The organism is Euzebyales bacterium (genome assembly GCA_036374135.1).
Classification (GTDB): domain Bacteria; phylum Actinomycetota; class Nitriliruptoria; order Euzebyales; family JAHELV01; genus JAHELV01.
Window position 1 is genome coordinate 1 of the sequence record DASUUK010000034.1, and the last position, 24893, is coordinate 24893.

General features: G+C 70.3%; 27 protein-coding genes. 16 read left to right on the forward strand and 11 right to left on the reverse strand.

Annotation, left to right across the window (positions count from 1 at the left end; translation table 11 throughout):
• Positions 1-559 precede the first annotated feature (559 nt).
• Both VFZ70_04995 and VFZ70_05000 read left to right on the forward strand, forming a co-directional pair.
• Positions 560-1381, forward strand: coding sequence for an alpha/beta hydrolase (locus VFZ70_04995; GenBank protein HEX6255148.1), 822 nt, complete (start codon positions 560-562; stop codon positions 1379-1381).
• 775 nt (positions 1382-2156) lie between these two features.
• Positions 2157-2537 (forward strand): peptidoglycan-binding protein, encoded by a 381-nt coding sequence (locus VFZ70_05000; protein ID HEX6255149.1) that lies wholly within the window; start codon positions 2157-2159, stop codon positions 2535-2537.
• A gap of 861 nt (positions 2538-3398) precedes the next feature.
• On the opposite strand, the gene VFZ70_05005 is transcribed toward VFZ70_05000, so the two are convergent.
• Positions 3399-3710, reverse strand: a complete 312-nt coding sequence (locus VFZ70_05005) for a hypothetical protein (GenBank protein HEX6255150.1) — start codon at positions 3708-3710, stop codon at positions 3399-3401.
• A 262-nt stretch (positions 3711-3972) separates the two neighbouring features.
• On the opposite strand from VFZ70_05005, the gene VFZ70_05010 reads away from it, so the two are divergent.
• Both VFZ70_05010 and VFZ70_05015 read left to right on the forward strand, forming a co-directional pair.
• Entirely contained in the window at positions 3973-4311 is a 339-nt protein-coding gene (locus VFZ70_05010; GenBank protein ID HEX6255151.1) for a DUF1801 domain-containing protein, read from the forward strand.
• A 14-nt stretch (positions 4312-4325) separates the two neighbouring features.
• Entirely contained in the window at positions 4326-4661 is a 336-nt protein-coding gene (locus tag VFZ70_05015) for a GNAT family N-acetyltransferase (protein HEX6255152.1), read from the forward strand.
• Between the two features lie 68 nt (positions 4662-4729).
• Here the strand turns inward: VFZ70_05015 and VFZ70_05020 are convergent, their stop codons facing one another.
• The 3 genes from VFZ70_05020 to VFZ70_05030 form a co-directional block, all read right to left on the reverse strand.
• Positions 4730-4888, reverse strand: a complete 159-nt coding sequence (locus tag VFZ70_05020) for an SDR family oxidoreductase (GenBank protein HEX6255153.1) — start codon at positions 4886-4888, stop codon at positions 4730-4732.
• Complete coding sequence (locus VFZ70_05025; GenBank protein HEX6255154.1) at positions 4885-5277, reverse strand: universal stress protein; 393 nt, start codon at positions 5275-5277, stop codon at positions 4885-4887. The genes VFZ70_05020 and VFZ70_05025 overlap by 4 nt, the downstream gene beginning before the upstream one ends.
• 62 nt (positions 5278-5339) lie before the next feature.
• Entirely contained in the window at positions 5340-6194 is an 855-nt protein-coding gene (locus VFZ70_05030; protein HEX6255155.1) for a universal stress protein, read from the reverse strand.
• Positions 6195-6442: 248 nt separating this feature from the next.
• On the opposite strand from VFZ70_05030, the gene VFZ70_05035 reads away from it, so the two are divergent.
• A complete protein-coding gene (locus VFZ70_05035; GenBank protein ID HEX6255156.1) occupies positions 6443-7645 on the forward strand; it encodes an FAD-dependent oxidoreductase in 1203 nt (400 codons plus the stop codon).
• Between the two features lie 73 nt (positions 7646-7718).
• Here VFZ70_05035 and VFZ70_05040 read toward each other — a convergent pair whose 3' ends face one another.
• Both VFZ70_05040 and VFZ70_05045 read right to left on the reverse strand, forming a co-directional pair.
• Positions 7719-8177 (reverse strand): Hsp20/alpha crystallin family protein, encoded by a 459-nt coding sequence (locus tag VFZ70_05040; protein HEX6255157.1) that lies wholly within the window; start codon positions 8175-8177, stop codon positions 7719-7721.
• Positions 8178-8338: 161 nt separating this feature from the next.
• Positions 8339-9301 carry a CorA family divalent cation transporter gene (locus tag VFZ70_05045; protein HEX6255158.1) on the reverse strand — a complete coding sequence of 321 codons (963 nt, stop codon included), beginning with the start codon at positions 9299-9301 and terminating at the stop codon, positions 8339-8341.
• Between the two features lie 360 nt (positions 9302-9661).
• Between VFZ70_05045 and VFZ70_05050 the strand changes: the two genes are divergently transcribed.
• On the forward strand, positions 9662-12091 hold the full coding sequence (locus VFZ70_05050; GenBank protein HEX6255159.1) for a molybdopterin-dependent oxidoreductase: 2430 nt from the start codon (positions 9662-9664) through the stop codon (positions 12089-12091).
• A gap of 316 nt (positions 12092-12407) precedes the next feature.
• Here VFZ70_05050 and VFZ70_05055 read toward each other — a convergent pair whose 3' ends face one another.
• Positions 12408-12713 carry a hypothetical protein gene (locus VFZ70_05055; GenBank protein HEX6255160.1) on the reverse strand — a complete coding sequence of 102 codons (306 nt, stop codon included), beginning with the start codon at positions 12711-12713 and terminating at the stop codon, positions 12408-12410.
• A gap of 269 nt (positions 12714-12982) precedes the next feature.
• On the opposite strand from VFZ70_05055, the gene VFZ70_05060 reads away from it, so the two are divergent.
• From VFZ70_05060 to VFZ70_05075, 4 genes are all read left to right on the forward strand, one after another.
• Entirely contained in the window at positions 12983-13675 is a 693-nt protein-coding gene (locus VFZ70_05060; GenBank protein ID HEX6255161.1) for a GAP family protein, read from the forward strand.
• Positions 13676-13894: 219 nt separating this feature from the next.
• Positions 13895-14962, forward strand: a complete 1068-nt coding sequence (locus VFZ70_05065) for an ornithine cyclodeaminase family protein (protein ID HEX6255162.1) — start codon at positions 13895-13897, stop codon at positions 14960-14962.
• A 439-nt stretch (positions 14963-15401) separates the two neighbouring features.
• The gene (locus tag VFZ70_05070) at positions 15402-15590 is read left to right on the forward strand and encodes a hypothetical protein (protein ID HEX6255163.1); all 189 of its coding nucleotides are present in this window, start codon (positions 15402-15404) and stop codon (positions 15588-15590) included.
• Positions 15587-16102, forward strand: coding sequence for a hypothetical protein (locus tag VFZ70_05075; GenBank protein ID HEX6255164.1), 516 nt, complete (start codon positions 15587-15589; stop codon positions 16100-16102). The genes VFZ70_05070 and VFZ70_05075 overlap by 4 nt, the downstream gene beginning before the upstream one ends.
• Positions 16103-16121: 19 nt before the next feature.
• Here the strand turns inward: VFZ70_05075 and VFZ70_05080 are convergent, their stop codons facing one another.
• The 4 genes from VFZ70_05080 to VFZ70_05095 all read right to left on the reverse strand — a co-directional run bounded on the left by VFZ70_05080 (position 16122) and on the right by VFZ70_05095 (position 19693).
• Entirely contained in the window at positions 16122-16622 is a 501-nt protein-coding gene (locus VFZ70_05080) for a hypothetical protein (protein ID HEX6255165.1), read from the reverse strand.
• A gap of 189 nt (positions 16623-16811) precedes the next feature.
• Positions 16812-18137 (reverse strand): MFS transporter, encoded by a 1326-nt coding sequence (locus tag VFZ70_05085; GenBank protein ID HEX6255166.1) that lies wholly within the window; start codon positions 18135-18137, stop codon positions 16812-16814.
• A 121-nt stretch (positions 18138-18258) separates the two neighbouring features.
• Positions 18259-19299: an amidohydrolase family protein gene (locus VFZ70_05090; protein HEX6255167.1), complete on the reverse strand. Its 1041-nt coding sequence runs from the start codon at positions 19297-19299 to the stop codon at positions 18259-18261.
• A gap of 46 nt (positions 19300-19345) precedes the next feature.
• Complete coding sequence (locus tag VFZ70_05095) at positions 19346-19693, reverse strand: metal-sulfur cluster assembly factor (GenBank protein ID HEX6255168.1); 348 nt, start codon at positions 19691-19693, stop codon at positions 19346-19348.
• Between the two features lie 125 nt (positions 19694-19818).
• On the opposite strand from VFZ70_05095, the gene VFZ70_05100 reads away from it, so the two are divergent.
• The 6 genes from VFZ70_05100 to VFZ70_05125 all read left to right on the forward strand — a co-directional run bounded on the left by VFZ70_05100 (position 19819) and on the right by VFZ70_05125 (position 24883).
• Complete coding sequence (locus VFZ70_05100) at positions 19819-20304, forward strand: hypothetical protein (GenBank protein ID HEX6255169.1); 486 nt, start codon at positions 19819-19821, stop codon at positions 20302-20304.
• An 89-nt stretch (positions 20305-20393) separates the two neighbouring features.
• Entirely contained in the window at positions 20394-21152 is a 759-nt protein-coding gene (locus tag VFZ70_05105) for an IclR family transcriptional regulator C-terminal domain-containing protein (protein ID HEX6255170.1), read from the forward strand.
• Positions 21153-21175: 23 nt separating this feature from the next.
• Positions 21176-21652, forward strand: coding sequence for a ribonuclease E activity regulator RraA (gene rraA, locus VFZ70_05110; protein HEX6255171.1), 477 nt, complete (start codon positions 21176-21178; stop codon positions 21650-21652).
• A 112-nt stretch (positions 21653-21764) separates the two neighbouring features.
• Positions 21765-23549 (forward strand): signal peptide peptidase SppA, encoded by a 1785-nt coding sequence (sppA, locus tag VFZ70_05115; protein HEX6255172.1) that lies wholly within the window; start codon positions 21765-21767, stop codon positions 23547-23549.
• A gap of 45 nt (positions 23550-23594) precedes the next feature.
• The gene (locus tag VFZ70_05120) at positions 23595-24269 is read left to right on the forward strand and encodes a hypothetical protein (GenBank protein HEX6255173.1); all 675 of its coding nucleotides are present in this window, start codon (positions 23595-23597) and stop codon (positions 24267-24269) included.
• Positions 24269-24883: a site-2 protease family protein gene (locus tag VFZ70_05125; GenBank protein HEX6255174.1), complete on the forward strand. Its 615-nt coding sequence runs from the start codon at positions 24269-24271 to the stop codon at positions 24881-24883. Before VFZ70_05120 ends, VFZ70_05125 begins: the two co-directional genes overlap by 1 nt.
• The last annotated feature ends 10 nt before the right edge of the window (positions 24884-24893 follow it).

The following is a 24893-nucleotide window of genomic DNA, read 5'->3' on the forward strand; positions in this document are numbered from 1 at the left end:
ACCTTGCTGATGCTCGACATCCCGGCACGACGACCAACGCTCGGACCGAGCCGAGCGGAGGGACCGAGAGGCGATGTCAGTGGGAACGACACGAGATGCGGTCACGATCGGTGCGCCACTCCCCCGCCGGCGGGTGGCCCGTGGCGACAGCCGGCGGATTGACAGCCGCCACCGCCGGATGTTGGCTGACGACCCGACTCGCTCACGGGCCGGACGCCGGGTGGTATTGGACGCAGCATGACGAGTGGAGCTGCAGGCACCCTCCGCGTCGATCGGACCACAGTGACCGCAGTGCCGACCACTCGGTCGGACCCAGGCGCCGCGGAGTGCAACTTCACGTTCGGACTCCGAGGTGCGAGGCTGTCCACCATGGCCGACCCGACAGTGACCGCGGACGCGGCGTGGCATTCCATCCCATCAGACGACATCAGCGTGACGGTCCCCGGCAGGCCTCCGAGCACCTGACGGCGACCATCGCCCGGAGCCCTGCAGTCCGCCATCGCGCGCCCCGAGTTGCCCGCCAGCGCCCGGTGGTGCCGCCCGCAACGAGGAGGACATCATGACCGAGCCATCGACCACTGGCCGCCCCGACACCGGGTACGCACCGGTGAACGGCCTGCGGATGTACTACGAGATCCACGGGTCGGGCGGGACGCCGCTGCTCCTGCTGCACGGCGGACTGTTCAACATCGACCTGCAGTTTGGTCAGGTACTGCCCGGCCTGGCGCAGACGCGGCAGGTCATCGCCACGGACTTCCAGGCCCACGGCCGGACCAACGACATCGATCGCCCCCTGACGGCCGCCGATCTGACGTCCGACGTCGTTGACATGCTCGAGCACGTGGGGATCGGTCGCGTCGACGTCTTCGGGTTCAGCGTCGGCGGTGCTGTCGCTCTCCACCTCGCCATCACGCACCCACAGTTGATCCGCAAGCTGATCGTGTCGTCCGTTTCGTTCCACCCGGACGGTGATCGACCCGAGAACGCAGAGGCGGTCGGCCAGATGACGGTCGACATGATCGCCGGCACCCCGATGGAGCAGGACTATCTGGCCAAGTCGCCGAACCCCGACAAGCTGCAGGACCTGCTCGACAAACTGGGCACCTTCGACCAGGGGTTCACGGGCTGGGCCGACGCGGAGATCGAAGGGATCGCCGCGCCGACCCTGATCACGGTCGGTGACTGCGACGCCGTCACCCTCGAGCATGCGGTCCGCTTCCTGCAACTGCGCGGTGGCGACGTCAACGGCGACTTCGTCGGTGTCCCCGCCTCACAGCTGGCCGTGTTCCCTGGCACCACGCACTTCTTCGGCCTGGCCCGCACCAACCTGGTGCTGGACGCGGTCACGACGTTCCTCGACGCACCGGCCGCCGCGTCCTGACCCGGATTCGGGCCGGACTCGAGCAGGTTGGCCGTGCTCGAGGACATCACCGGCGATGCGGACGATCGATGACGGCGTCCCGCTGGCGTTCTCTTGCGTCGGTGATCGTGACGTGCGCCTCGCCGATCGCGAACACGCCTCGTCGAGGCAGCGGCCAGCCGCCGTTGCGTGCCTGCTCGCGTAGCCGGCCGCTGGTCGAACACAGCTCGACACCGTGCACCCGCCGTCACCGCTGGACGGGATCGACGAGCAGATCAACCAAGGGCGGGCCGCGGCCGGGCCGGGGCCGCTCGCCAGCACCGGTCGTGGTGCGAAGTGTCGACGTGCCGCCCAACCGGCTGCCCGAGATCCAGGCGTTCGCACCCGTCGATCCGCATCCTGACAACGCCTGATCCGGACGGCTTCGGACGGGCGGATCACTTCGCGCGGGTGTGGGGCGTCGAAACCTGTCTCTGGCGACCAACGGCTCATTCCGGCCCGACTGTCCGTGAACCGACATTGACCGCGACCGCGCGGCACACTCGCAGCGCCGACCACATCACGGCAGCTGAGGTCCGCACTTCAGACGTTGACCACAGCGCCCCGGCCGCTGACGTCGCCGACGACCACGTCTGCATTGTGATGTATCAGCAGGGCCGCGTGCGACATCCACCTACCGACGTCCGCGGGACCCCACCCCGGGCACACGCCGATCCGTGGTCATGACGAACGGACACCCAGGCTGCGGTTCGGCGCTCCGACAACGAGGAGACGACCAATGACTCACGTTCCGCAAATGACCGATCTTCCGCAGACGATCCGGCGAGGATCGAAGGGCGGCGTTGTGAAGGGCCTGCAGAACGTCCTTCGTCAGCGCGGCCACCACGTAGTGATCGACGGCGTGTTCGGACCCGCGACCGAGGCTGCGGTCGTGCAGTTCCAGCACGTTGTCGGCCTCGCCGTGGACGGGATCGTCGGACCGAACACCTGGAGTGCGCTCAACGTGCACCTCGTGCAGTCCGGCGAGACGCTCTTCCAGATCGCAGCGGCGGCTCTCGGCGACGGCAGTCGCTGGCCTGAGATCTTCGACCTCAATCGCGACATCGTCGCCGACGCGAACCACATCGTCCCGGGCCAGGTGCTGGCGCTGCCGAGCGAGGGGTTGACCGCGATCTGACCGCGCGGCCAATGTCCAGGTCCTACCCCGGTGGTAGCGGGACGCGGCCCGAGCGGTGGCCGACAACGTCGGTGAGCGCGAGGTGCTCCGGTCGTTGTGACGGGTGACCGCCTCGATCTTCACGTGCACAGCGCCCCGGCTGTGCACGTGGACCTCCGACGGCAGGCTCGCGTACGGCCGAGCATCAGCACCCCACCGGCTCCGACACTGAACGGGCGCCGTGAACGCAGCCGTACGGTCGCGTCATGGCCGGACGCCTCCACAGACACACGGCCGCCGCGCCCGACGGTCATGACGGCCCGCATCGGCCATCCCTCGGAACGGGCGTCACGGGCGGGTAGTCGCCAACACCGATGAACAGGTACGGCCCGTCGTACCGGATCCTCGAACTGGCGACGTCGCAGGCGCACCCGGTCGCGACGCCCGTTCCGCTCGTGGGCCTCCGCGCGACACACGGTCGCCCAGAAGGTGCGATCGCTGGCCGCCGACCACCGTGCGATGCGTTGCAGCCACGTGCAGGCGCGCGACGGGCCGGCGTGCGCGCGATGGGGAACGCCTCCACTCCCCCGAGGTCGTCCGCGCCGCGCTGTCGCACCCCGACGCGCGCCTGCCAGACCCAGTCCAGGTTGATGCCGTCCGGGCCGGTGAACGCGCGCCCGCGGGGCACCTTCCCAGGTGGCGGCGCGCTGGAACCGGAGGTGCCGATCGGCCGTGCCGGGACACCAGCCCGACGTGCTCGCCGATGTCCCCACCGGACCCACCGGTGATCCGTTCCCGCACCGCGACGATCGCTGCGGTGGACGCGAGGGTCGTCGAAGCGGACCGTGTGGAGGATCGGGCGGGCGTGAACGGCACGCGCCGTCAGCCGGACGACGACGTCCCGTCGGAGCGCAGACGGCGCTCCACCTCGCGGACGGTGGCGTCGACCGCGTCGAGGAACGCCTGCTTGGCGTCGCGGGCGTCAGCGCGGACCGCCTCGTCGTCAGAGGCGGCCTGGATGCCGTCCAGTGCCTCGTTGACCGCCGCCCGGGCCTTGTCAAAGCCGACCTTCGACGACAGGTCCGCCCGCGACAGTTCCTCGTCCGCGTGCAGCTTCAACTTCAGCGCCAGCGCCGACAGGCGGTCGGCAACCCGCGACCACGCCTCGCCCGTGTCCACCACGTCATCTCCCATCGCAAGCCTCACGTCGCCCCAGTTGACCACGTCGGACGCTGGCTCGCAGGGCCGAAGGATCCGCCGACGGCGAAGTGACCAGCGCGGCACGGCGCCGGGACAGCCCCGTGTCGACCAGTTTCACATCATCGCCAGTCGGCTGAGCGTGGTCGGACATCGGGTGCGACCCCAGACTGGCCGCGTCCGACGTGGGTATCGAGTACCTGTGGTCCCACCCCCCGCGCGCGGCCGGGCATCGTCCGCACGGACCAGGAAGCTCGACATGTTCGATGAACTGCTCGACGACCTCGACCCGGATCGCCGTGCCGCGGTGTCCAACGTGATCGCGCAGGTCCTGGCGGTCGTCCCGGATGCCGAGCAGGGCAGGAGCTACGGCGTGCCGGCCTTCCGGTGGCGCGGCCGGCCGCTGCTCGGCGTGTCCGTCACGAAATCCCACCTGAGCCTGCTGCCGTTCAGCTCCGACGTCGTCGAGGCCGTCGCCGGTCGACTGGACGGCTTCCGCGTCACGAAGGGAGCGGTCGGATTCACCACCGACAATCCAGTGCCGGCGGACATCATCGCCGACATGGTGCGGCTGCGGATGGCTGAGATCGACGCGTGACCGAAGGACCGTGCATGCCGAGGCTACGCCCGCAGGATGACGTTGACGTCGAGCCACTGGTCGCGTTGGCCCGGCGCGCCTGGACCGATGTCGAGAGGACGATCGACGAGATCCTGGTCATCGGCGTCGATCCACGTGCGCGCAACCGGGGCGTAGGCGGAGCGCTTCTGGACCGGGCCGTGGCGGATCTCCGCGAGCAGGGCGCGCCGGTCATCATGGTCGAGACCGGCGGTGACGACGGGCATGCCCGCGCACTGTACGAGTCGGCCGACTTCACCCGCCTCCCGGTCGCCCAGTACTGGCTGCCCGGCAGCGCGGCAGCCAGCCCGCAGTCCGGATCGTCATCGTGACAGTCGGCCTCAGGCGCCGACGTGTGCCCGGAAGGTCGTTGCCGATGGGAAGTTGCGGGCGACTGGCGTCAGCGGGCCATGTAGCCGCCGTCGACGTACACCTCCGAACCGGTCATGAAGGCCGCATCGTCGCTGGCGAGGTACGCGACGACGGCTGCGCACTCGCGCGGCCGATCCCGCTGGCTCCGCCCGTGACGAGCGCGACCTTGCCCGTCCAGTCCTCTCATGCGGATCTCCTCGCTATCCCCTCACCACGAGCACGGGGCACATGGCGTGGTGCACTGAACGCGGTGCGCTGCACCTCGAGCCCACTCAGGTCGACCTCGGCCTGGTTGATGAACTGGCGCAGCAGACCCTCGGCGTGGTCGTGATGGGCGCGGCGTTCCTCTTCGTCACGAGCGGTCGCCTCACGCATCACGGCCTCATCGGTCGGGAACGTCATCGACGTGCCAGCGGCGACCACCAGTGCCGCAGCGGACGCCTGTCCGGTGCGCAGCGGCTCGTACATGTACATGACGTGCAGTGCAGCCGAGCGGCAGCGGGCCACCTGAGCCGCGAGCCGAAGCGCCTCGAACGAGTGCTGTGATCCGTCGATTCCCGCTACGACCTGTGCCATGAAGACCCCGTTCACTCCTGCGCTGTCCTCCGTTCACTCCTGCGCTGTCCGGTGGACGCGCACTACGGAACGACGACGACAGTGCCTGGGGCGTGGTGGAGGACCTGGTGACTCGTCGATCCCAGGACTGCCCGACGCACGCGACCGAACCCGCGCGTGCCAAGCACCGTGAGGTCCGCGGAGGTCGCGTGCGCGAGGATCGCCCCGGACGGCGTGCCGGGCACGATCTGCGGCGTCACCGTGACGCCGTCGGGAACCCCGACCGCCGCAAGCGCGGACTCCACGACGCGGTCCGCTGACGTGCGGGCCTCGGCGCGCGCGGACTCGATGTGCTCCCGCGTCGCGACACCGCTGAGCAGGGCGGTGTCGGGCAGGGCGAAGCCGTGGACCAGCGTGACGCCGACACCACGCAGTGCCGCCTCCGCCAGTGCCCACCGCAGGGCGCGCCGCGCGGCCCGCGAGCCGTCGATGCCCACCACGACGGACGCGACGTCCGCGCCGCCGCCGGCATCGCGGATCACCGCGACCGGGCACGTTGCGTGTGCGGCGACCCGGTGGCTGGTGGATCCCAGCAGCAGCTCGGTGAACCCTCCGAGCCCGCGGGATCCGACGACGACGAGGTCGGCGTCGTCACTCTCCTCGAGCACCGCATCCGCGTACGGTCGGCCGAGCAGGGGAACGACGGCTGTCGTCCACGCGACCCGCCCGAGCGCCTTGGCGTTGTGCTCGATGACCGCCTCCATGGTCGCCTCGGCGATGTCCCTGCTGGACGTCGTCATCGCCGCGCGGTGCACCTGCATGACGAACCCGAGAACGAGCTCGATCTCCGCGTCGTGCAGTTCCGCTTCGCCGACCGCCCACTCGAGCGCACGGTCCGCGCCATCGCTGCCGTCCACACCCACCACGATGCGACCCATCACACACCTCCGGCGTAGCAACCCTGGAGGTCGAGTCTGCGGCGTTCTACCTGTCACCCGCACGGCACTTGGTCCCGCACGCATGCGACGATGGACCGTGTCATTGGCGCGGCGTGGGCCGTTGTCCGGCGCGGGCCGCCGAAGGTCCCGGCCTCGACAGGTGGTTGGGCCCCGACGTCGCTGCGGCCGGTCAGCAGACTGTAGGCTGCACGCGCCGGCATGCGGCGGACCTCGCTGGAGGTGTCACGATGACAGACGTCCTCGTCCTCGGATCGAACTTCGGCGGTCTCACGGCCGCGTTGAGCGTCAAGCACGAGCTCGGTGAGGACGTCGACGTCACGGTCGTGAGCGCGTCGGACCACTTCCTGTTCAACCCGTCTCTGATCTGGCTGCCGTTCGGTGAGCGGACCGCGGAGGACATCACGTTCCCGGTGTCTCCGACCCTGGAGAGCCACGACGTGCACTTCGTCCACGGTGCGGCGACGGCCATCGATCCACCCGCGAAGGCCGTCGAGACGACGGCGGGGCCATTCACCTACGACTACCTGGTGATCGCCACCGGCTACCGCAACGACTTCTCGGTCGTGCCCGGGCTCGGACCGGATGGCAACGCGTTCACGATCACCACACTGGAGGACGCCGAGGCCGCCGGCGAAGGCTGGCGTCGGTTCGTCGAAGACCCCGGCCCCGTGGTGATCGCGGCCACGCAGGGCGCCGGATGCTTCGGAGCTGCCTACGAGTTCCTGTTCAACATGAGCTACCAGCTGCGCAGGGCGAAGCTGAAGGACCGTGCACCGCTGACCTATGTGACGGCCGAGCCGTTCCTGGGCCACTTCGGCATCGGCGGGCTGCCTGGTGGCGAGAAGCTGTTGAAGCTGTTCCTGCGCAAGGAGCACATCACGGCCGCGCTCAGCACGGCCATCGACGAGGTCCAGCCCGGCGAGCTCCGCCTCGACGATGGCTCCTCGATGCCCTTCCGATACGCGATGGTGATCCCACCGTTCCTGGGTCAGCAGGTGATCGCCGACACGCCGGGTCTCGCTGATGACAAGGGCTACGTGCCGGTCCACGACACCTATGAGTCGAAGGCCTACGACGACATCTACGCGGTCGGCGTGGCGGCCGCGGTGGCCGTCCCGTGGCAGACGGCCGTCCCGACCGGGGTGCCCAAGACCGGGTTCCCCACCGAGATCCAGGCGCACGCCGCCGCGGAGAACATCGCCGCCCATGTGCGCGGTCAGGACCCCGTCGCGCACAAGGAGTTCGGCGACATCCCGGCGGTCTGCGTGATGGACGCCGGCAACAACGGCGTGATGATCCTGGCCGACAAGATGCTGCCGCCGCGCCGGGCCGGCGTCATGATCCCGGGGCCGCAGTCGCACGCCATGAAGCTGGCGTTCGAGAAGTACTTCCTGTGGAAGGCCAGGCACGGCTACGTCCGCCTGCCGTAGCCGCGCCCCCGTCGGCGGGCGACGCCGGCGGGTTCGGGTCCGCCGAGCCCGCCGGCACGCCGTCGCGTCCTAGTCAGACGCGACGCACGGGCACCCGCGTGCGCTCGCCTCGGTCACGGTCGATGGGCAGGCGGACCGTCAGGATGCCGTCCTCGTACGACGCGTCGACGTCAGCGGCGCCGGCGTCGGCGGGGAGGCGGATGGTGCGTGAGAACGCGCCGTAGCGCCACTCCGAGCGGTACCGGTCGGGTTTGTCGTCCTCGTCCCGCTCGCGTCGCTCGGCACGGATGTGCAGCAACCCGGCGTCGACCGAGACCGAGATGTCCTCGTCCGGGTCCACACCCGGCAGTTCGGCGCGGACGACCAGGTGATCGTCCTCGACGAACTCCTCCACCGGGATCGCCATCGCGTCGCGCTGCTCGGCGAACCACCGCAGCGGCTCCCAGCGGTCCAGCATCTCGGCCAGTCCGAAGTGGCGGGGGAACGGATACGTCGACTCACGCGTCGAGGGATCGCGCTGTTCGAGCTCCATGGTGCACCTCCTCGTGGTCCGGCGACGTCCAGCCGGACCACTGAGATCGCCGTTTCACCGTCCACAGTATGGCGGCCGCCGCGTGGTGGACAGGCCTCTCGGCCTCCGGCCGCGCGGCGGAGGACCTTGCATCCCCCTGCGTCGTGGTGAGGGTGCGCGGATCACAGCCAGCCGCGTGATCTGAACAGCCGGTACAGCACCAGCGTGCTGGCGACGATCAGCAGCAGCGCGAACGGATACCCCAGCTCCCACCGCAGCTCCGGCATCGCCTGGAAGTTCATGCCGTAGACGCCGGTGATCAGCGTCGCGACCACGAGGATCGCCCCCCACGACGACGTGGCCTGCATGACCTCGTTGGCCCGGTTCGATGCCGCCAGCACCTGCGTGTGGGACAGCCCGTTCAGCAGCAGCAGCTGTGTGTCGATCTGGGTGCGCAGCTCGACGATGGCGTCGTGGCTGCGTCGCAACGCGGCGACGTCCTCGGCGCCCAGCACCGCGGCACCCGCGTCGATCATCTCGGCGAGCACGCGCCGCAGGGGTCCGACGACGCGGTGCAGCACGAGGATGTCGTGGCGCAGCGCCTGCAGCGCGCCATGGACGTCGTCGGTGTCGTCGACCGACGCGCGTTCGGCCGTCGCCAAACGGTCATCGAGCTGATCGCTGTCGTCCCAGAGGCCATCGACGACCACAGCGCTGACCGCCTCCAGCACATCGCCCGCCGTCGGGGTGTCCGACGCTGCCAGCCGCTCGGCGACCTCGTCCGTCAACGCGCCGGCGCCGCCGTAACGAGCGCACGTCACGACCACGGTCGACGTCGCGATCAACACAAGCACCTCGGCGTGCAGCATCCCGTCGCGCGTACCGGTCGACGAGAGGACGACCGTTGTCGCCGGTTCGCGGCCGTGGACGCCCGGGCGCGGCGATCGCAGCAGCCTCGACAGTGCCTGCCGGGTGATGCCGCCGATCGCCGCGACAGCGTCCAACTCGTCCTCGTCGGGCTGCGAGGCGTCCAACCAGAGCACGCTGTCCGCCGGAGCGTCCCCAGCGAGCAGCCGGTCAACGTCACCCGATCCGATCGTCTCCCGGACCAGCCCATCCACGGGGTGCCAGCGCACCGTCAACATGGCGTCCTCCTCGCGCTTGCGGTTGCGTCGGCAGGCTACGTCAGCCGGGCGCGCTGATGCGCGGTCACCGCCCTGACACGACCGCGCGAACGCCGGTACCTCGGCCGCCATCGGACGCCGACGGGACGGCGTCGGCATGGTCCGGTCGATCGTCAACGCGTCGGACGCAGGTGCTCACGAACGGACGCCGGACCACTACCCGGTGTTCCGCATCACATACGAGAGCTGAGGCGACGACCGCGGACGGAACCGCCCCTACCGCGAGGTCGGTGCCGCCCGTAGCATCAGGGGCGCGCGAGGCGTTCGGTCCCGCCGGACCGGCGTGTGTGGGACCGCTCACGCCTCCGGGATGGAGCAGCCATGGCCACTGCCCAGGCGACGACGCAGGTCCCGACCTTCTGTCCGTTGTGCGTGTCGCGCTGCGGCGCGAAAGCGACGGTCAGTGACGGACGGTTCGTCGCGCTGGAGCCCGACCCGTCCCATCCGACCGGCAGGGCGCTGTGCGTCAAGGGCAGAGCGGCGCCGGACATCGTTGCCCACGACGAGCGGCTGCTGCACCCGATGCGACGCACGACGCCGAAGGGTTCCGCGGACCCGGGATGGGAGCGCATCTCGTGGGACGACGCGCTCGACGTGGTCGCGGCGCGGCTCGAGGCGCTGGCCGACGACCACGGACCTGAGTGCGTGGTGTTCGGCGCGACGTCGCCGTCGACGTCAGCCATGAGCGACGCGGTCGACTGGGTGATGCGGCTGCGCCGCGCCTTCGGCAGCCCCAACCAGTGCGTCTACATGGAGCTGTGCGGATGGGGCCGGTACCTCGCGTCGCTCTACACCTACGGAGCCCCCGTGCCGGGCGTGTACATGCCGGACCTCGACCACGCCGGCTGCATCCTGTTCTGGGGCTACAACCCGTCGGTCTCGCGCCTGGTGCACGCGACCAGCACGGTCGCCGCGGTCCGCCGCGGCGCCCGGCTCGTCGTCGTCGACCCACGGAGGGCGGGACTGGCGGGACGCGCCGACCACTGGCTGCGGGTGCGCCCGGGGACCGACACAGCGCTGGCGCTGGCGCTGGCACACGTGATGATCGATCGTGGATGGTTCGATGAAGGGTTCGTCCGTCGCTGGACCAACGCGCCCCTGCTCGTGCGGTCCGACACCGGTCGGCTGCTGCGCGCTGACGCGCTGTCGCCGTCCGGGGATCCGGACAGCTTCGTCGCGTGGGACGACGTCGGCGGGGTCCCGGTCCCCTACGACCCCGCGGCCGGGCGCCTCGTGGTCGACGAGTCGCACCTGGCGTTGTTCGGCGCTCGCGAGATCGCGACGACGTCCGGTGCGGTGACCTGTGCGCCGGCGTTCGAGCTGGTCGCCTCGCAGTGCCGCGCGATGGATCCCGCGGCGGCGGAGGCCGTGACCGGCGTGCCCGCGTCCGCCATCGAAGCGACGGCGCGGACGCTGTGGGAGGCCCGGCCGGTGGCGTTCTACACGTGGAGCGGACTGGAGCAGCACAGCAACACGACCCAGATGGCGCGCGCCATCAACCAGCTGTACGCGTTGACCGGCAGCTTCGACGTGCGTGGCGGCAACGTCGCGTTCACCGCTGTGCCGACCAATCCCATCGAGGGCGCCGAACTGCTGTCCGCCGAGCAGCGGGCCAAGGCCGTGGGCGTGGTCCGACGCCCGCTCGGTCCCGCACGATTCGAGTTCGTCACCGGCGAGGACGTGTTCACCGCCGCGCTCGACGGTGACCCCTACCGCGTGCGCGGCTTCGTCAACTTCGGCGCCAACATGGTGATGGCGCACGGCGACAGTGCCCGAGGCCGCGACGCGCTCACGGCGCTGGACTTCTTCGTCCACGCCGACCTGTTCATGAACCCGACCGCCGAACTGGCCGACATCGTGCTGCCGGTGACCAGCGCGTTCGAGGCCGAAGGCCTCAAGATCGGGTTCGAGGTGAGCCAGGAGGCGCACTCACTGGTGCAGTTGCGCGCGCCGTTGGTGCCACCACGCGGCGAGGCGCGCTCGGACCTGCAGATCATCTTCGCGCTCGCGGTCCGCCTGGGGCTGGGCGACCACTTCTGGGACGGCGATGTCGACGCGGCATGGAGCCACCAGCTCGCCCCGAGCGGCATCACGCTCGATCAACTTCGCGCCGAGCCCGCCGGCGTGCGTCTGCCGCTGGAGACCCGCCACCGCAAGTACGCCGAGACGAACGGCGACGGCACGCCGCGCGGTTTCCGGACAGCGTCGCGCAAGGTCGAGCTGTACTCGGAGGTGCTGCTCGACCACGGACACCCCCCGCTGCCGGAGTTCGAGGAGCCGCGGACCAGCCCGCGATCGCGCCCCGATCTCGCGGAGCGCTTCCCGCTGGTGCTGACATGCGCGAAGTCACTGCACTTCTGTGAGACGCAGCATCGCAACGTGGCGAGCCTGCGCCGCGCCGCGCCCGAACCGCAGCTCGAGATCCATCCCGGGACGGCGGACGCTCGCGGCATCGCCGCCGGGGACTGGGTGCGGCTGGAGACGCCGTATGGCAGCGTGCGTGCCCGCGCGAGGTTCAACACCAGCCTCGACCCGCACGTCGTGTGCGGCCAGCACGGCTGGTGGCAGGCGTGCGCGGAGATCGACCTTCCAGGCTACGCGCCGTACGGACCGGACAGCGCCAACCTCAACCTGGTCCTGCGTCAGGGACCCAGCGACCCGATCAGCGGGAGCTCGCCTCTGCGCGCGTCGGTCTGCAACGTCACGCGCCTGCACACGGCGCCGGCGCTGGCGCAGCCGTCCGGCATGTGACCACCCGTCGCGGGCGACCGCCGACTTCGACGACACGGACTGGGAGTGGCACTCGGCGGCGCACGACACGCCTGCGCACCCATCGACCTGGTGGTGGCAGGCGGTCGTCGGCTCGCGCGTGGCGGTCGCGGCGGTCGCGGCGGTCCTCGCCGATGCCGACCTCGGCCAGGGCCTGGTTCACCGGTGGGATCAACCATCCAGCCTGCGCGGCCGTGATGATCGACATCATCGAGGAGTACGCCAGGCACATCGGCCACGCGGACTCATCCGCGAGTCGGTCGACGGCCTGTCCGGCGAGGACCCGCCCGCGCTGACGTCACATCTCGACGCACTCACCCACCTCGACGGTGCCGCCGTCGGTGAGGATCGGGCAGCCCTTGGCGTTGGTGACCGCGTCCGACAGGTCGTCGGCTGCGATGATGCTGTAGCCGCTGACGGCGCCGCCGTCGCGTAGCGCCCCGCCCGGGTCGATCGTCTGTACGGGACCGAGCGGGCTGCCGCCGTCGACGACCGCGTCGCCGAGATCGGCGAACCAGGACTCCCAGGCCTGCATGACCGCCGCCTGCTCCTCCTGCGTCTCGGGTGTCCGCCCGCCGGTGTAGGTCAGGTGGTACTTCGCCATGGTGCGTCTTTTCTTCGCTGGGGTTGTCGGCGCGCGGTGGGTGCGCACCGTCGTCTCACCATGGGGACGCAGACGTGGCCCCGCTTCGACAGCGCGCGCGAAGTCTCGGCGCACGTCGCGGCAGTCGGTCGTTGGCCGGTAACCAGGGCGGCACGAGCGCCCGCCATCGCGATCGCACCGGACCGGGCACCTAGGATGACGGCCGCGGTGCACGCAGCCCGGCCCTGATCCTGGGCATCTCGACGCGAGAGGGCGAGATGACGTCACTCGTGGCTGATCTGATCCCGTTCGCGTTGGGCGCCGGGATCGTGCCAGCCGTCGTGGCGGTCACGTTGCTGCTGGTGCGCAGTCCCCACGGCCCCATCACCGCGGTGGCCTGGCTGGCGGGGATGGTCTCGACGCGGCTGATGCAGGGCGCCCTGTTCGGGTGGGTTGTTCCCGCCCAGGCGACGGTCGGGCGAACGGGGCGATCCACGATCGTCGCGACGGTCCTGCTCGTGCTCTCGATCCTGATGTTCGGTACCGCGGCGGAGAAGGCGCTGGGCGGCGGCGAGGAGGAGGAGGAGGAGGAGGAGGAGGAGGAGGCGCAGGCGGCTCCGCCGAAGTGGATGTCGATGATCCGGTCGGTGACGCCCACGCGGGCGTTCGTGTACGGGGCGTTGCTGATCCTCGTCAGTGCCAAACAGTGGGTGTTCACGCTCGGCGCCATCGGTGCCATCGGTGCGTCGCCCGTCAGGGGACTCGCGGCGATCGTCACCTACGTCGTCTTCGTCGCGGTCGTCGTGTCGCCCTCGCTCGCGATCGCTGTCGCCGCCTATGCGTTCCCCGACCGGTCGTCGAGCGGTCTGGAAGCCATCACGGCCTGGCTGCGCGCCCACGACGACACGATCGCCATCGCGCTCAGCCTGGTCTTCGGCACGGTGTTCGGGGTGAAGGCGCTGCTCGACTTCGGCGTGCTGTGACCATGATCTTCGACGACCCGCGGGGGGAGGCCTGCAAGGTCCGTTGAGGTCCGTCCGTCGCAGAAGGGGACACGAACGTCGTCCTGTCACGTCCGACAGCAGCCCCGTGTGTCGGACGTGACATGAGATGCTCGACGGCTGACGCTGGTCATGAGGTGCCCGCTGGGACATGATCGATGCGACGGTGAACGAACTGCGCCAGCAGGAGGGACGAGTCGAATGACCGAGCACGACGCACACGCGATCCGCTTCACCTACCTCTCGCAGGAGGATCTGCTCGAAGCCGGCTGCCTGGACTTCAGGATGGCGATCGATGCGGCGGCCGGAGCACTGACGGCCCACGCCAGGGGCGACGTGCTGTTCCCCGACAAGATCGTGCAGATCTTCGACCAGCGGACGCAGGAGCGCATCAACTGCCTGCCGGCGACGCTGACGCACGAGAAGGTCTGCGGCGTGAAGTGGGTGTCGGTGTTCCCGCCGAACGTCCCGCTGTACGGACTGCAGAACCTGACGGCAGTCTTCATCCTGTCCGAGATCGAGCGCGGGTTCCCGATCGCCGTCCTCGATGGCACGCTCGCATCCAACGCGCGCGTCGGCGCAATGGGCGCGTTGGCGGCGGAGCACTTCGCGTCACCCGATGCGGTCAGCATCGGGTTCATCGGTGCCGGCGAACAGGCCAAGATGCACCTGCTGGCCATGAAGACGATCCGTCCTTCGCTCGCTGAATGCCGCGTCGCGGCGCTGACGGGCGAGGAGGAGGACGTGTTCGTAGCCGAACTGTCCAAAGTGCTGCCGGACATGACGTTCGTGCCGACGCGAGGTGACCGTGAGCGGGCGATGCGTGACGCGGACATCCTGGTGACGGCGACCAGCGCACAGGCGCCCCTGTTGGAGGCCGCCTGGATGAAGCCTGGGGCGTTCTACAGCCACGTGGGAGGGTGGGAGGACGAGTTCGCCGTCGCCGAACAGTGCGAGACGATCGTGTGTGACGACTGGGAGACGGTCAAGCACCGCACGCAGACACTGAGCCGCATGTACGCGGCGGGTCGGCTCGAGGACAGCGACATCCACGCCAATCTCGGTGAGGTCGTGTCCGGCGAGAAGCCGGGCAGGCGATCGGCCGACGAGCGCGTCTACTTCAACGCGGTCGGGCTCTCCTACGTCGACGTGGCGCTCGCGCTCGCCATGTACCGCCGTGCGACCGCAGCGGGCGGTGGCTTACAGCTGACGATGCAGGAGACGACGGTGTTCAGGCACGCCGACATCGCCGAGCACGTCCGCCTCTGACGACGCGAGGGACACGTCGCCCGCACGGACCGATCGACGCGAGCAGTCCCGCGACCGCGAACACGATCTCATTGGTGCCGACACGGATGCGCGCATCCAGCCCGCTCGGCAGGCCGATCAACGGTCGTCATCGTGTCGGCGTAGCCGGTGCCGACCGCCAGCCAGTCGAGCAGCGTGGGACCCCGGCGGGTACGGGGATCACCTGTTGCCGTTCTGGGCACCTCGCCGCGCACCTCGGCAACGCCGACGCGGGTCGATTCTGCCCCCATTTGTGACGCTGAGCAGGATCGACACTACGCATTGTCGTAGGCACTGACGTACGTCGTGTGCGGTGGTACAGGTTTCCGCCGTCCGTTCGGCCATCGGTCCAATGCCTGCTGTACCGGAGTGGTAGTGCCTGCGGGGTGATCGCAGGACCGCCGTGCGAGAATGCCGCGCGATGAGCCCTCTGTCTCTCGCCGATCCGCTGCGCGCTCGTGCTGACTTCAGTGATCCGCATGACCGGGCACTGGTGCGGCACATGCTGACCCTCACGCCGACCGAGCGGCTGCGCAACGTCTCCGCCTACTGGCCGTTGATGAGGGTCGGACTCGAACGACGCGCGGCCATGGGCGCGTCTCGTCCGTGAGCGACACCGCCGGTCTCGCACCGGCGAAGTTCTTCGAGCCTGACCGCATCCTGCGGACCCTCGACGAACACGGCGTGCGCTACGTGCTGGTCGGTGGCATCGCGGCGACGCTGCGCGGATCTCCGTCGATGACGTATGACATCGACGTGGCACCGGAGCTCACACAGGACAACCTCGAGCGCCTCACCGCCGCACTTCAGCACCTCGGTGCCGTGCGCTACACCGAGCCCGACGAGGACATCGCACCTCCGCGCGCGGACGAGATGACGGCGCGCGTCGAGCAGTTCGCGTCGCCCATCGGCTACATCGACGTCCTCCGCGAGCTCCGCGCGATCGGCGGCTACGACCGACTCATCGGCCACGCCGACCTCATCGAGGTGGCCGGCACGGCGGTGTACGTGGCCGGGCTCGACGACATCATCGCCTCGAAGGAGGCCGCGGGACGGCCGAAGGACCTCAGCCAGCTGCCCGCGTTGTACGCCCTTCGGGACGAACTGTCGCGCCGCACCTGAACGTCCGGCCGGCCACCGGTCAGTCGCCAACCTCGGTGTCGGCGATCCCCCGGTCGCGACTGTGGATCAACGCGCTCTCGTGGTGCGGGTGCAACGCCCGCAGCAGTTCACGGATCGTCGAGTTGACCATCACGACGACCGCGATCAGCAGACCTCCGAGCAGGGACGTCAGCAGGACGATACCGAAGTAGATCCACGTGTAGACGCGTCGAAGCGTCTCGGCCTCCTCGAGGGGCACCGACAGCACCATCAGCAGGATCATCGACAGGATGATCAGGAGCGCGTCCACCGTGGAGATCTGTCGGATGCGGTCGTAGTGGATGTCGGTGAAGTCCTCGGTGTGCGTCGCCGTGAACGCAAGCAGGGTCAGCATCAACGCCAGCATCGTGATGCCGCCGGTCAGCGTCGCCGAGCTGAGGAACCGGATCGTCGGCACGATCGCCTCCAGCAGCGCGATAGCCCGGAACGGCGATATCCGGCCGACCGTCGCGAGTCCACCGAAGGCGATGATCGCCGTCATGACCCCACCGATGAGTGCCGATCTCAGGTGAAAGTTCTCGTGCGCCGGATCCGCCACCGGACGGCACTCCTTCCTGACAGCCGCTTCCGGACCATACCCGGCCCCCTGCGCGTCCACCATCGCTCGACACGAGCCAGCCGCCAGCTTCCGGTTGCCGGATGCGGACCGTCATGGCGCGCGCGACCATCGTCAGTCGCTCAGCGCCTCCGAGACCTGACGAAGACGTGGCAGGCCCAGCAGGGCCAGCGCGCCCAACGGGCCGAGGGTCGTCGCGGCGACGGCGACCGGCAGGCCGACGACGCCACTCAGTCCGCCGATGACTGCGGGGCCCATCGATCCGCCGACGAAGGTGACCATGTTGAACACGCCGAGCGCCGCGCCCTGGACGCGTGCCGGGGCCACATCGACGACCTCGTCGACCAGTGCGGCCTGCGATGCCGCGAACCCGATCGACGCGCCGCTCATGCCGACGACCAACGCGACGACACTGGTGGGCGACGCGGACGCGACCGCGACGCCCGCAAGGGCCACGAGCGCGACAGATGACGCGGTGCGGCCACGGCCGACGGTCGGTGCCACCCGTCCGGTGATCTGCGAAGCGACCGCACCGGCCGCCGCAGCTGGCAACAGCGCCAGACCGATCTGCAACGGCGACCACCCGCGCTCGGCCGCCAGCAGTTCCGGCACGGCGAGGAGCATGGCGAAGTAGGTCGCGAGCAGCGCGAGCGTGGCGACGGCCGCGCGCATGATGCGGCCGTTCGCGATGACCTCTCGTGGCAGGAACCCGTCGGGCCGCCTGCTGGCGATCAGGATGACCGCGGGCACTCCCACCGCCAGCAGTGCCACACCCACGGCGCCGACGACGGCGCCCGCCGTCGGCGCCTGGAGCACGGCCAGCAGTCCTGCGATCATGGCGGAGGTAGCGACCGCCCCGGCGACGTCGAAGTGGCCCGATCCGCGATCGGATGGTGCGAGCCGCGCGATCGGCGCGATCAGCGCCACGCTGACCGCGGGCAGCGCGAACACCCATCGCCAGCCCAGCGCCGCTTCGATCCCACCGCCGATCACCGGTCCCGAACCGCTCACGGTGGCGACGACGGCGAGCAGCGAGCCGAACATCGCCGTACGGGTGGCGCCCTGCCAGCGTGCCGCGACGATGCCGTTGACCAGGACCGGAACCGCCCCCGCGCCCACCCCCTGCACCACGCGACCGGCCAGCAGGACCGGCAACGATGGCGCGACGCCGACGAGCACGGACCCGGCAGCCATCAGGCACACGCCGACGACGAGCGGCGTACGCAGCCCGACGAGATCGGCGATCCGACCGAAGGTCGCGGTCGCCACCGCGAAGCACAGCGAGAACACCGAGAAGATCCATGCCGCGTCGCTGACGGACAGCCCCAGGTCGGCGCGCACGACGGGTATCGCCACGGCGACCGCGCTGGATCCGATGACGGTCAGCGCGATCAGCGTGCCCAGCAGCACGACCGCGCCACGATCAGAGGTGGTGCTCACCCCTTTCACGCTAGCGCTGCGTCTCCCCGCACGTGACCGCCGCCGGCAGTGCCACCGCCCGGACCGGCTCCCAATCCGAGCGCCTCGACGGCGGCCGTCGGGACAGCGCCGGTCGGTGCCGTCAGCCGTCGCCGGCGCCGCCACGCACGTCGTCGAGCGTCATCCCATGCAGCCGCAGCAGGTTCTCACCCAGGATCTTGCGCTTGGCCTGCTCGGTCAGCTGGGGGTAGCCGAACCCGTCCACCAGGTCCTGGGGGAGCTCGAAGTTCCAGAACGCCTCGAGCGCCCACTGCGGATGCCAGATCGGCACCTCGCTGCCGTAGATGATCTTGTCCTCGCCGCACCAGAACAGCAGCTTGCCCAACCACTCGGCGAACTGTCGCGGTGCCCTGACCACGAAGTTGACCGTCGCCGCCAGCGCCGCGTACAGGTTCGGATGGCGGATGAGCTGCCAGCAGGTCTCGTCGATGAAGGGCAGCCCGACGTGGAAGATGACGAAGTTGATGTCGCGGAAGTTGGCCGCCGCCTGGTCCATGTCCCACGTCTGGGTGTGTTCGACGGGCTGCGGACCGAGCGGGACGCCCTTGTGGACACCGATCAGGTCGATGCCGAGCTCCAGCGCCTTCTCGAAGATGGGAAACGCGATCTGCGGATCGTCCATCCGCCACGGCATCGGTGAGCCGTAGTCGTAGCGCGTGTTGTACAGCTTGAAACCCTTCGCGCCGTGCTCGTGCACCTGGATCTCCATCAGGTCCAGCGCACGGCGGCCCTCCATCGGGTTGACCGACCCCCAGAAGACCGTGTCGTCGGGGTAGGTCTGCGCCATGCGCGCACACTCCTCCCAGGGTGACAGGCCGTCGACGAACAGATCGGTCAGTGGCAGTGGCTGTGCGACCAGCATGTCGGTGTCCGACTCGTCGAACACGATCCGGTGGATCTCCTCCGGAGACCACTGCCGCATGTACTCGTCGGGCTGCATCACCGGCAGCCCCTCCGGCGTGAGCGTGGCGTGGAACGCGTACAGGTGGTCGATGAACGACTCCCCCGCCGACCCCAGCGCGTTCTTCTTGTCCATGTTGAACACGTGTGCGACGCAGTCGAACACGAACGGCTTGTCCCCGTCGGAGGTCTGCAGCGTCGAACCTGCCGGAGCGTCAGTCACGGTGTCACCTCGTGGTCGGTTGGCGGGGTGGGTGACGACCCGGCGGTCATGGCACCGGGCCGCCACCCGCGGTGGCGTTCGGGGGCGGGAGGAACTGCAGGCGCTCCCGGGCGAGCGGGGTCAACCGGTCGCTGGTCCACGCCGTGTGCCACACGAGGCGGACGTCGACGTCGGCCACCGAGGGCAGGGCGGCGATGCGGTCGCGGATCGTGTCGACCAGCGGCACCATGAACGGGCACCAGCCCGAGGTGAGCACGAGGTCGATCGCGGCACGGTCGTCGTCGACATGGATGTTTTCGATGAGACCCATGTCCACGACCGACAGCTCCCGGTCCTCGCAGCACGGGTCGTACACGTCCCGCAGCGCGTCCATGATCGTGGTTGCCTGGTCCATGGCACCTCGTCGCGTGGCACGGGGCTGTCGTTCGACCGTGGACGCAGCCCGAGCAGGACGCAAGTGCCCGGTTTTCAGATGGTGAACGCGTTCCCCTGGGCCGCGACCATCGCTACGATCCGGTCATGCGCACCCGTTCGTCCCGCCCACCCTCCGCGTCCACCGTGGCCGCGACCCTGACCATCGGCGTGGTCACGGTCGCGTTCATCGTGTACGCGGGGATCGCAATCATCGGCGTCGACCCGACGAACGCCAGTCGCGATGCCGTCCTGCTCGGGCTGTCGGGCCGCGAGGAGGGCAGCGCGACGCTGATCGTGAGCGTCGTCATCCTCGCGCTGTCGATGCTGACGGCCCTGCAGTGCCTCGGGGTGGCCCGGCGGCGGCAGGGCGCCCGGCACGCGGCGCTGGTGACGTTCGGCATGCTCAGCTTCGTGTCGTTGGCCGCGGGGCTCACCGGTCTGCAGGCGGTGCCTCGCGCTCCCAACGCCTGGTACGGCGTCCTGGTCGGCATGCTCGACGCGGCGGTGGTCGTGCTGCTGCTGCTGCCGTCGACGGCCGACGACTTCGAACTGGCCGAGCGCGACCGCGACCGGCGCACCACCCGCGTCTGACGGACCTGGCGGCCATCGGCCCGAACGCACCGTTGCGCGTTGGCGACCGTTGCGTACGCTGATGGCGCACCACCCGGGTGAGGGCCCCGATGTTCCAGTCGACACCGCCGTCCGATCTCATCCGCAGCGTATCGCGGGCGCTGCGGCTGCTCGAGGCGGTCGGCGATCATCCCACGGGCGTGAACGCCAAGCGGCTCGCGTCCCGGTGTGGCCTCCGCCTGGGCACCACGTACCACCTGTTGCGGACGCTGCGGTACGAGGGTTACCTGGACCGGCTGCCGTCCGGCGACTATGTGCTCGGACCGGCGCTGGCCGAGCGCTTCGCCGATTTGCCGGTGGCGGTCGCCACGCCGCCCAGCGCGGGCACCGTGCTGCGTGACCTCGTGGACGTCACGGGCCACAGCGCCTACCTCGCAAGCTTCGTCGAAGGTCGTGTGACGATAACCGACGTCGTCGAGGGGCCGGGGTCCCCGCCGCTGGAGGACCTGGTCGTCGGCTTCGACGAGGCGGCGCACGCCACCGCGCTGGGCAAGGCGCTGCTGTCGACCCTCACCGCACCGGGGCGACGACGGTACCTGCGCGAGACGGGGCTGCGCCCGTTCACCGCGGCAACCGTGCGTAACGGCGACGACCTGCTCGACGAACTGTCCGCGGTGCGCAGCGGCATCTTCACCGAGTGCGAGCAGTACCGGAACGGGGTCGCGTGCGTGGCGGCGCTGGTCACGCGGCCGGACAGCAGTTACCCCGCCGCGATCGGCCTGAGCCACCGCGCGCGCAACGTGGTCCGCCGCCGCGCACATCTGCTGCCCGCGCTGCGCGGTGCTGCACGTGATCTGGCTGCCGCCTGAGCCGCTCGGCTATCGTGAGGCGGATGGATCCCGTCACCGACCTCAGCGACGCCCACAGTGACCTGCTCGCCCACTGCGCACCGATCTTCCGCAACTTCGGTGGCCGGATGCGGTTCGCCGGTCCCATCGCCACCGTCACATGCCATGAGGACAACGTGCTGTACGAGCAGGCGCTGGGCGACGTGCCCGAGGGCACGGTGATCGTCGTCGACGGCGGCGGGTCGACCGCGTGCGCGCTGATGGGCGACCGGCTGGGCGGTATCGCCGTCGAACGCGGGTTGCCCGGGGTGATCATCAACGGGTGCGTCCGTGACATCGATGAGCTCGCCGAACTGGACGTCGCGGTGCTCGCGCTGGCACCACACCCCCGTCGCAGCGACAAGCGTGGGCGCGGTGCCAGGGAGGTGCCGGTCTCGTTCGCCGGTGTCCTGTGGATCCCCGGCCACCACGTCTACGGCGATCCCGACGGCGTTGTCCTTTCGCCGGACCCACTGGCCTGAACCGCCGATCCGGCACGCCCGTGGGGCGGCTGGGCGCATCCAGAAGATCCGCCGTGGCCGCGGATGTTGCAGTCGGACGCCTCCGGCCGGCACCCGCCGCTATCGTGGGACGATGCCGCCAGCCGAGATCATCCGCGCCGTGCGGCGTGCGACGGCGGTCGCAACGTCCGGTGGACCAGCGGTGAGGGCGGGTCTGCGCTCCCGCGGCGCGGCGCTCACCGACACCGTGCGCACCGCCGTTGCGAAGCGTGGCGGTCCGTTGGTGCTGACGTTGGACCTCACCCGACCGCTGCGACCCGAGTCCCCGGGCCCGGCCGCGCTGCGGGCACGTGGACGACCGACCCTGGCTGACGTGATCGACGCGCTCGGGTCCGCGGCCACCGACCCACGTGTCGCCGCGCTGCTCGCGCGGGTGGGCGACGGCATCGGTGGTCTGGCGACGGTGCAGGAGCTGGCCGCCGCGATCCGTGCGTTCGCCGACACCGGCCGGCCGTGCGTCGCGCACGCCGACTCCTTCGGCGAGCGCGGCAACGGAACGCTGCCCTACCTGTTGGCGAGCACGTTCAGCGAGGTCCACCTGCAGCCGACCGGTGAGCTCGCGCTCCTGGGGGTCGCCGCGGAGGTGACGTTCGTGCGCGACGCGTTGGACCGCGCCGGCATCGAGCCGCAGTTCGCGCACCGGCACGAGTACAAGAACGCGGCGGACGTGCTGACCGAACGCGGCTTCACGGCCGCGCACCGCGAAGCGCTCGACGGCCTGGTGGCGGACTGGGCGTCCCAGATCATCGCGGCGGTGGCCGCCGCGCGTGACCTCGACGTCACGGATGTCCGTGCGGCCATCGACGCGTCCCCCCTGCTGGCGGAGGAAGCGACGCAACGCGGGTTGGTCGATCGTCTGGCCTACCTGGACGAGTCGATCGACGACGTGCGGAGACGGGTCGCCACGAACGTGTCGCTGCTGCCCGTCGACAGGTACGCCCGCATGATCCGACCCCGACGGTGGTGGCACCGGCGTGGGGCGCCACAGGTCGTCGTCCTCGACGCCACCGGCTCGATCACCGTCCGCGGTGGTGAGCTGCTGGCCGGCGGTGTCACGAGTGATCGTCTCTGCGCCGAGCTGCGCCGCGTCGCGGCCGACGACGACGTGGCGGCCGTCATCCTGCGCATCGACAGTCCCGGGGGCTCGGTCGTGGCGTCCGACGCGATCCGCCGGGAGGTCCGCCGGACCCGCGATCGCGGTACGCCGGTGATCGCCTGGATGGGCGACATCGCCGGCAGCGGCGGGTACTACATTGCGATGGCCGCCGACCGCATCGTCGCCCGCCCCGGCACGGTCACCGGCTCGATCGGAGTGATCAGCGGGAAGGCGGTGCGCACCGGCCTGGAGGAGCACGTCGGCGTGCACACCGAGGCCGTCACCCGTGGCGCGCACGCGCGGTTCCACTCGTCGGCGTCCGCGTACACCGACAGCGAACGCCAACGTCTCGAGCACCAGCTCGACCACATCTACGACGACTTCACGGCAAAGGTCGCAGACGACAGGGGCCTGCCGATCGAGCGTGTGCGCCGTGTCGCGCGTGGACGGATCTGGACGGGCGCGCAGGCACACACGCACGGGCTCGTCGACGTGCTCGGTGGCCATCGCGAGGTGCTCGATGCCGTCCGCGGAGGTCTCGGCCTCGAACCCGATGCACCGCTGCGGCTCCGGCGACCCGCCGGCCGCTCGGTGCTCGCGCGCCTACGGGGTCAGGGTCCACGGGATCCAGCGCAGCACGACGTCGCGCTGCTGCTGGCCGCCGCCGTCCCCGCCGAGTTGGCATCGTGGCTGCGCGTGCTCGACCGCACGCTGCACCCACCCGGAGCCCTGACGATGCCATGGGTACCGCGTCTGCGCTGACCGTCGGCCCCGCAGCCCGCGCTGATCGCCTGAGGGCCAGCTAGCGTGGCCCTGACCGACGACGAAGGGCACGACGCACCGATGGACGCCGCGCGCGAGTGGACCCGCAGCCATGTCCCCCACCTGGACGGGATCAACCACCTCGGCCACTTCGCCCTCACCGGCCTGTTGCTCGACTCGTTGCGCAGGGGCGACCATCCGCGGGTGGTGACCGTGGCCAGCGGCGCCCACCGCATGGGCAGCCTCGCGTTCGGCGACCCCAACTGGGTGCACCGGCGATACCGGCCATGGCACGCGTACGGCCAGAGCAAGCTCGCGAACCTGCTGTTCACGTTCGAGCTGCAGCGCCGCGCCACCGACGCCGGTGTCGACCTCACCGCGCTGGCAGCCCATCCGGGCTGGGCGGCCACCGCGCTGCAGGGGCGGCGACCTCAGATGCGCGGCAACGACCGCGGCGCAAGGTTGGTCGAGCTGGGCAACCGGCTGCTGGCGCGGGATGCCGCCCACGGCGCGTTGCCGACCGTCGCGGCCGCCGCACTGGTGAACGCGCGGGGCGGCGACTACTGGGGTCCAGACGGTCGCAACGAGACGCGCGGTCTGCCGACGCGTGTGCGCACCGCGCCGACGGCGACCGACGCGTCGGCGGGCGGCAGGCTGTGGGACCTGTCCGAGCAGCTGACGGCGGTGACCTTCGACACCCTGCGCGTCCCGGCGAACTGATGGAGCAAGTGCTCTCGGTCGTACTGTTCCTGGTGGTCCTGGTGCCGTCGGTGATCCTGCACGAGGTCGCGCACGGGCTCGTCGCGCTGCGCTTCGGCGACGACACGGCCAGGCAGGCGGGCCGGCTGACGCTCAACCCGGTGCCCCACATCGATCCCTTCGGCACGGTCATCCTGCCCGCGCTGCTGGTGTTCACAACGGGCACGGCCTTCGGCTACGCCCGCCCGGTCCCGGTGACGACATCGCGCCTGCGCCGACCGCGTGACCACGGCCTGCTCGTCAGCCTGGCCGGACCGGCCACCAACATCGTGCTGGCCGGCGTCGCCGCGCTCGTCCTGCGCGCGCTGCTGCCCGACGGCGATCCGCTGGTGCTCGATCTGATCTTCCGCTTCGGCATCATCAACGCCGTGCTCGCCGCGTTCAACCTGCTGCCGGTCCCTCCCCTCGACGGCTCGGCGGTGGTCGAGCGCGTGCTTCCGCGCCGCATGCTGCCCGGCTGGCGACGGATGACCCGCTACGCGATGCCGGTCGTGCTGCTGCTGGTCCTGCTGGCGCCCGGCCTGCTGGGACGCGTGCTGCGCGCGGCCGGTGATCTGTGGGTGCAGCTGCTGTGACCCGGGACGC

Excerpts from the sequence above, each read along its gene's own strand:
- VFZ70_04995 (HEX6255148.1), top strand. The coding sequence starts at position 560 with ATGACCGAGCCATCGACCACTGGCCGCCCCGACACCGGGTACGCACCG.
- VFZ70_05000 (HEX6255149.1), top strand. The coding sequence starts at position 2,157 with ATGACCGATCTTCCGCAGACGATCCGGCGAGGATCGAAGGGCGGCGTT.
- VFZ70_05005 (HEX6255150.1), bottom strand. The coding sequence starts at position 3,710 with ATGGGAGATGACGTGGTGGACACGGGCGAGGCGTGGTCGCGGGTTGCC.
- VFZ70_05010 (HEX6255151.1), top strand. The coding sequence starts at position 3,973 with ATGTTCGATGAACTGCTCGACGACCTCGACCCGGATCGCCGTGCCGCG.
- VFZ70_05015 (HEX6255152.1), top strand. The coding sequence starts at position 4,326 with ATGCCGAGGCTACGCCCGCAGGATGACGTTGACGTCGAGCCACTGGTC.
- VFZ70_05020 (HEX6255153.1), bottom strand. The coding sequence starts at position 4,888 with ATGAGAGGACTGGACGGGCAAGGTCGCGCTCGTCACGGGCGGAGCCAG.
- VFZ70_05025 (HEX6255154.1), bottom strand. The coding sequence starts at position 5,277 with ATGGCACAGGTCGTAGCGGGAATCGACGGATCACAGCACTCGTTCGAG.
- VFZ70_05030 (HEX6255155.1), bottom strand. The coding sequence starts at position 6,194 with ATGGGTCGCATCGTGGTGGGTGTGGACGGCAGCGATGGCGCGGACCGT.
- VFZ70_05035 (HEX6255156.1), top strand. The coding sequence starts at position 6,443 with ATGACAGACGTCCTCGTCCTCGGATCGAACTTCGGCGGTCTCACGGCC.
- VFZ70_05040 (HEX6255157.1), bottom strand. The coding sequence starts at position 8,177 with ATGGAGCTCGAACAGCGCGATCCCTCGACGCGTGAGTCGACGTATCCG.
- VFZ70_05045 (HEX6255158.1), bottom strand. The coding sequence starts at position 9,301 with ATGTTGACGGTGCGCTGGCACCCCGTGGATGGGCTGGTCCGGGAGACG.
- VFZ70_05050 (HEX6255159.1), top strand. The coding sequence starts at position 9,662 with ATGGCCACTGCCCAGGCGACGACGCAGGTCCCGACCTTCTGTCCGTTG.
- VFZ70_05055 (HEX6255160.1), bottom strand. The coding sequence starts at position 12,713 with ATGGCGAAGTACCACCTGACCTACACCGGCGGGCGGACACCCGAGACG.
- VFZ70_05065 (HEX6255162.1), top strand. The coding sequence starts at position 13,895 with ATGACCGAGCACGACGCACACGCGATCCGCTTCACCTACCTCTCGCAG.
- VFZ70_05070 (HEX6255163.1), top strand. The coding sequence starts at position 15,402 with ATGAGCCCTCTGTCTCTCGCCGATCCGCTGCGCGCTCGTGCTGACTTC.
- VFZ70_05080 (HEX6255165.1), bottom strand. The coding sequence starts at position 16,622 with ATGACGGCGATCATCGCCTTCGGTGGACTCGCGACGGTCGGCCGGATA.
- VFZ70_05095 (HEX6255168.1), bottom strand. The coding sequence starts at position 19,693 with ATGGACCAGGCAACCACGATCATGGACGCGCTGCGGGACGTGTACGAC.
- VFZ70_05100 (HEX6255169.1), top strand. The coding sequence starts at position 19,819 with ATGCGCACCCGTTCGTCCCGCCCACCCTCCGCGTCCACCGTGGCCGCG.
- VFZ70_05105 (HEX6255170.1), top strand. The coding sequence starts at position 20,394 with ATGTTCCAGTCGACACCGCCGTCCGATCTCATCCGCAGCGTATCGCGG.
- rraA (HEX6255171.1), top strand. The coding sequence starts at position 21,176 with ATGGATCCCGTCACCGACCTCAGCGACGCCCACAGTGACCTGCTCGCC.
- sppA (HEX6255172.1), top strand. The coding sequence starts at position 21,765 with ATGCCGCCAGCCGAGATCATCCGCGCCGTGCGGCGTGCGACGGCGGTC.
- VFZ70_05125 (HEX6255174.1), top strand. The coding sequence starts at position 24,269 with ATGGAGCAAGTGCTCTCGGTCGTACTGTTCCTGGTGGTCCTGGTGCCG.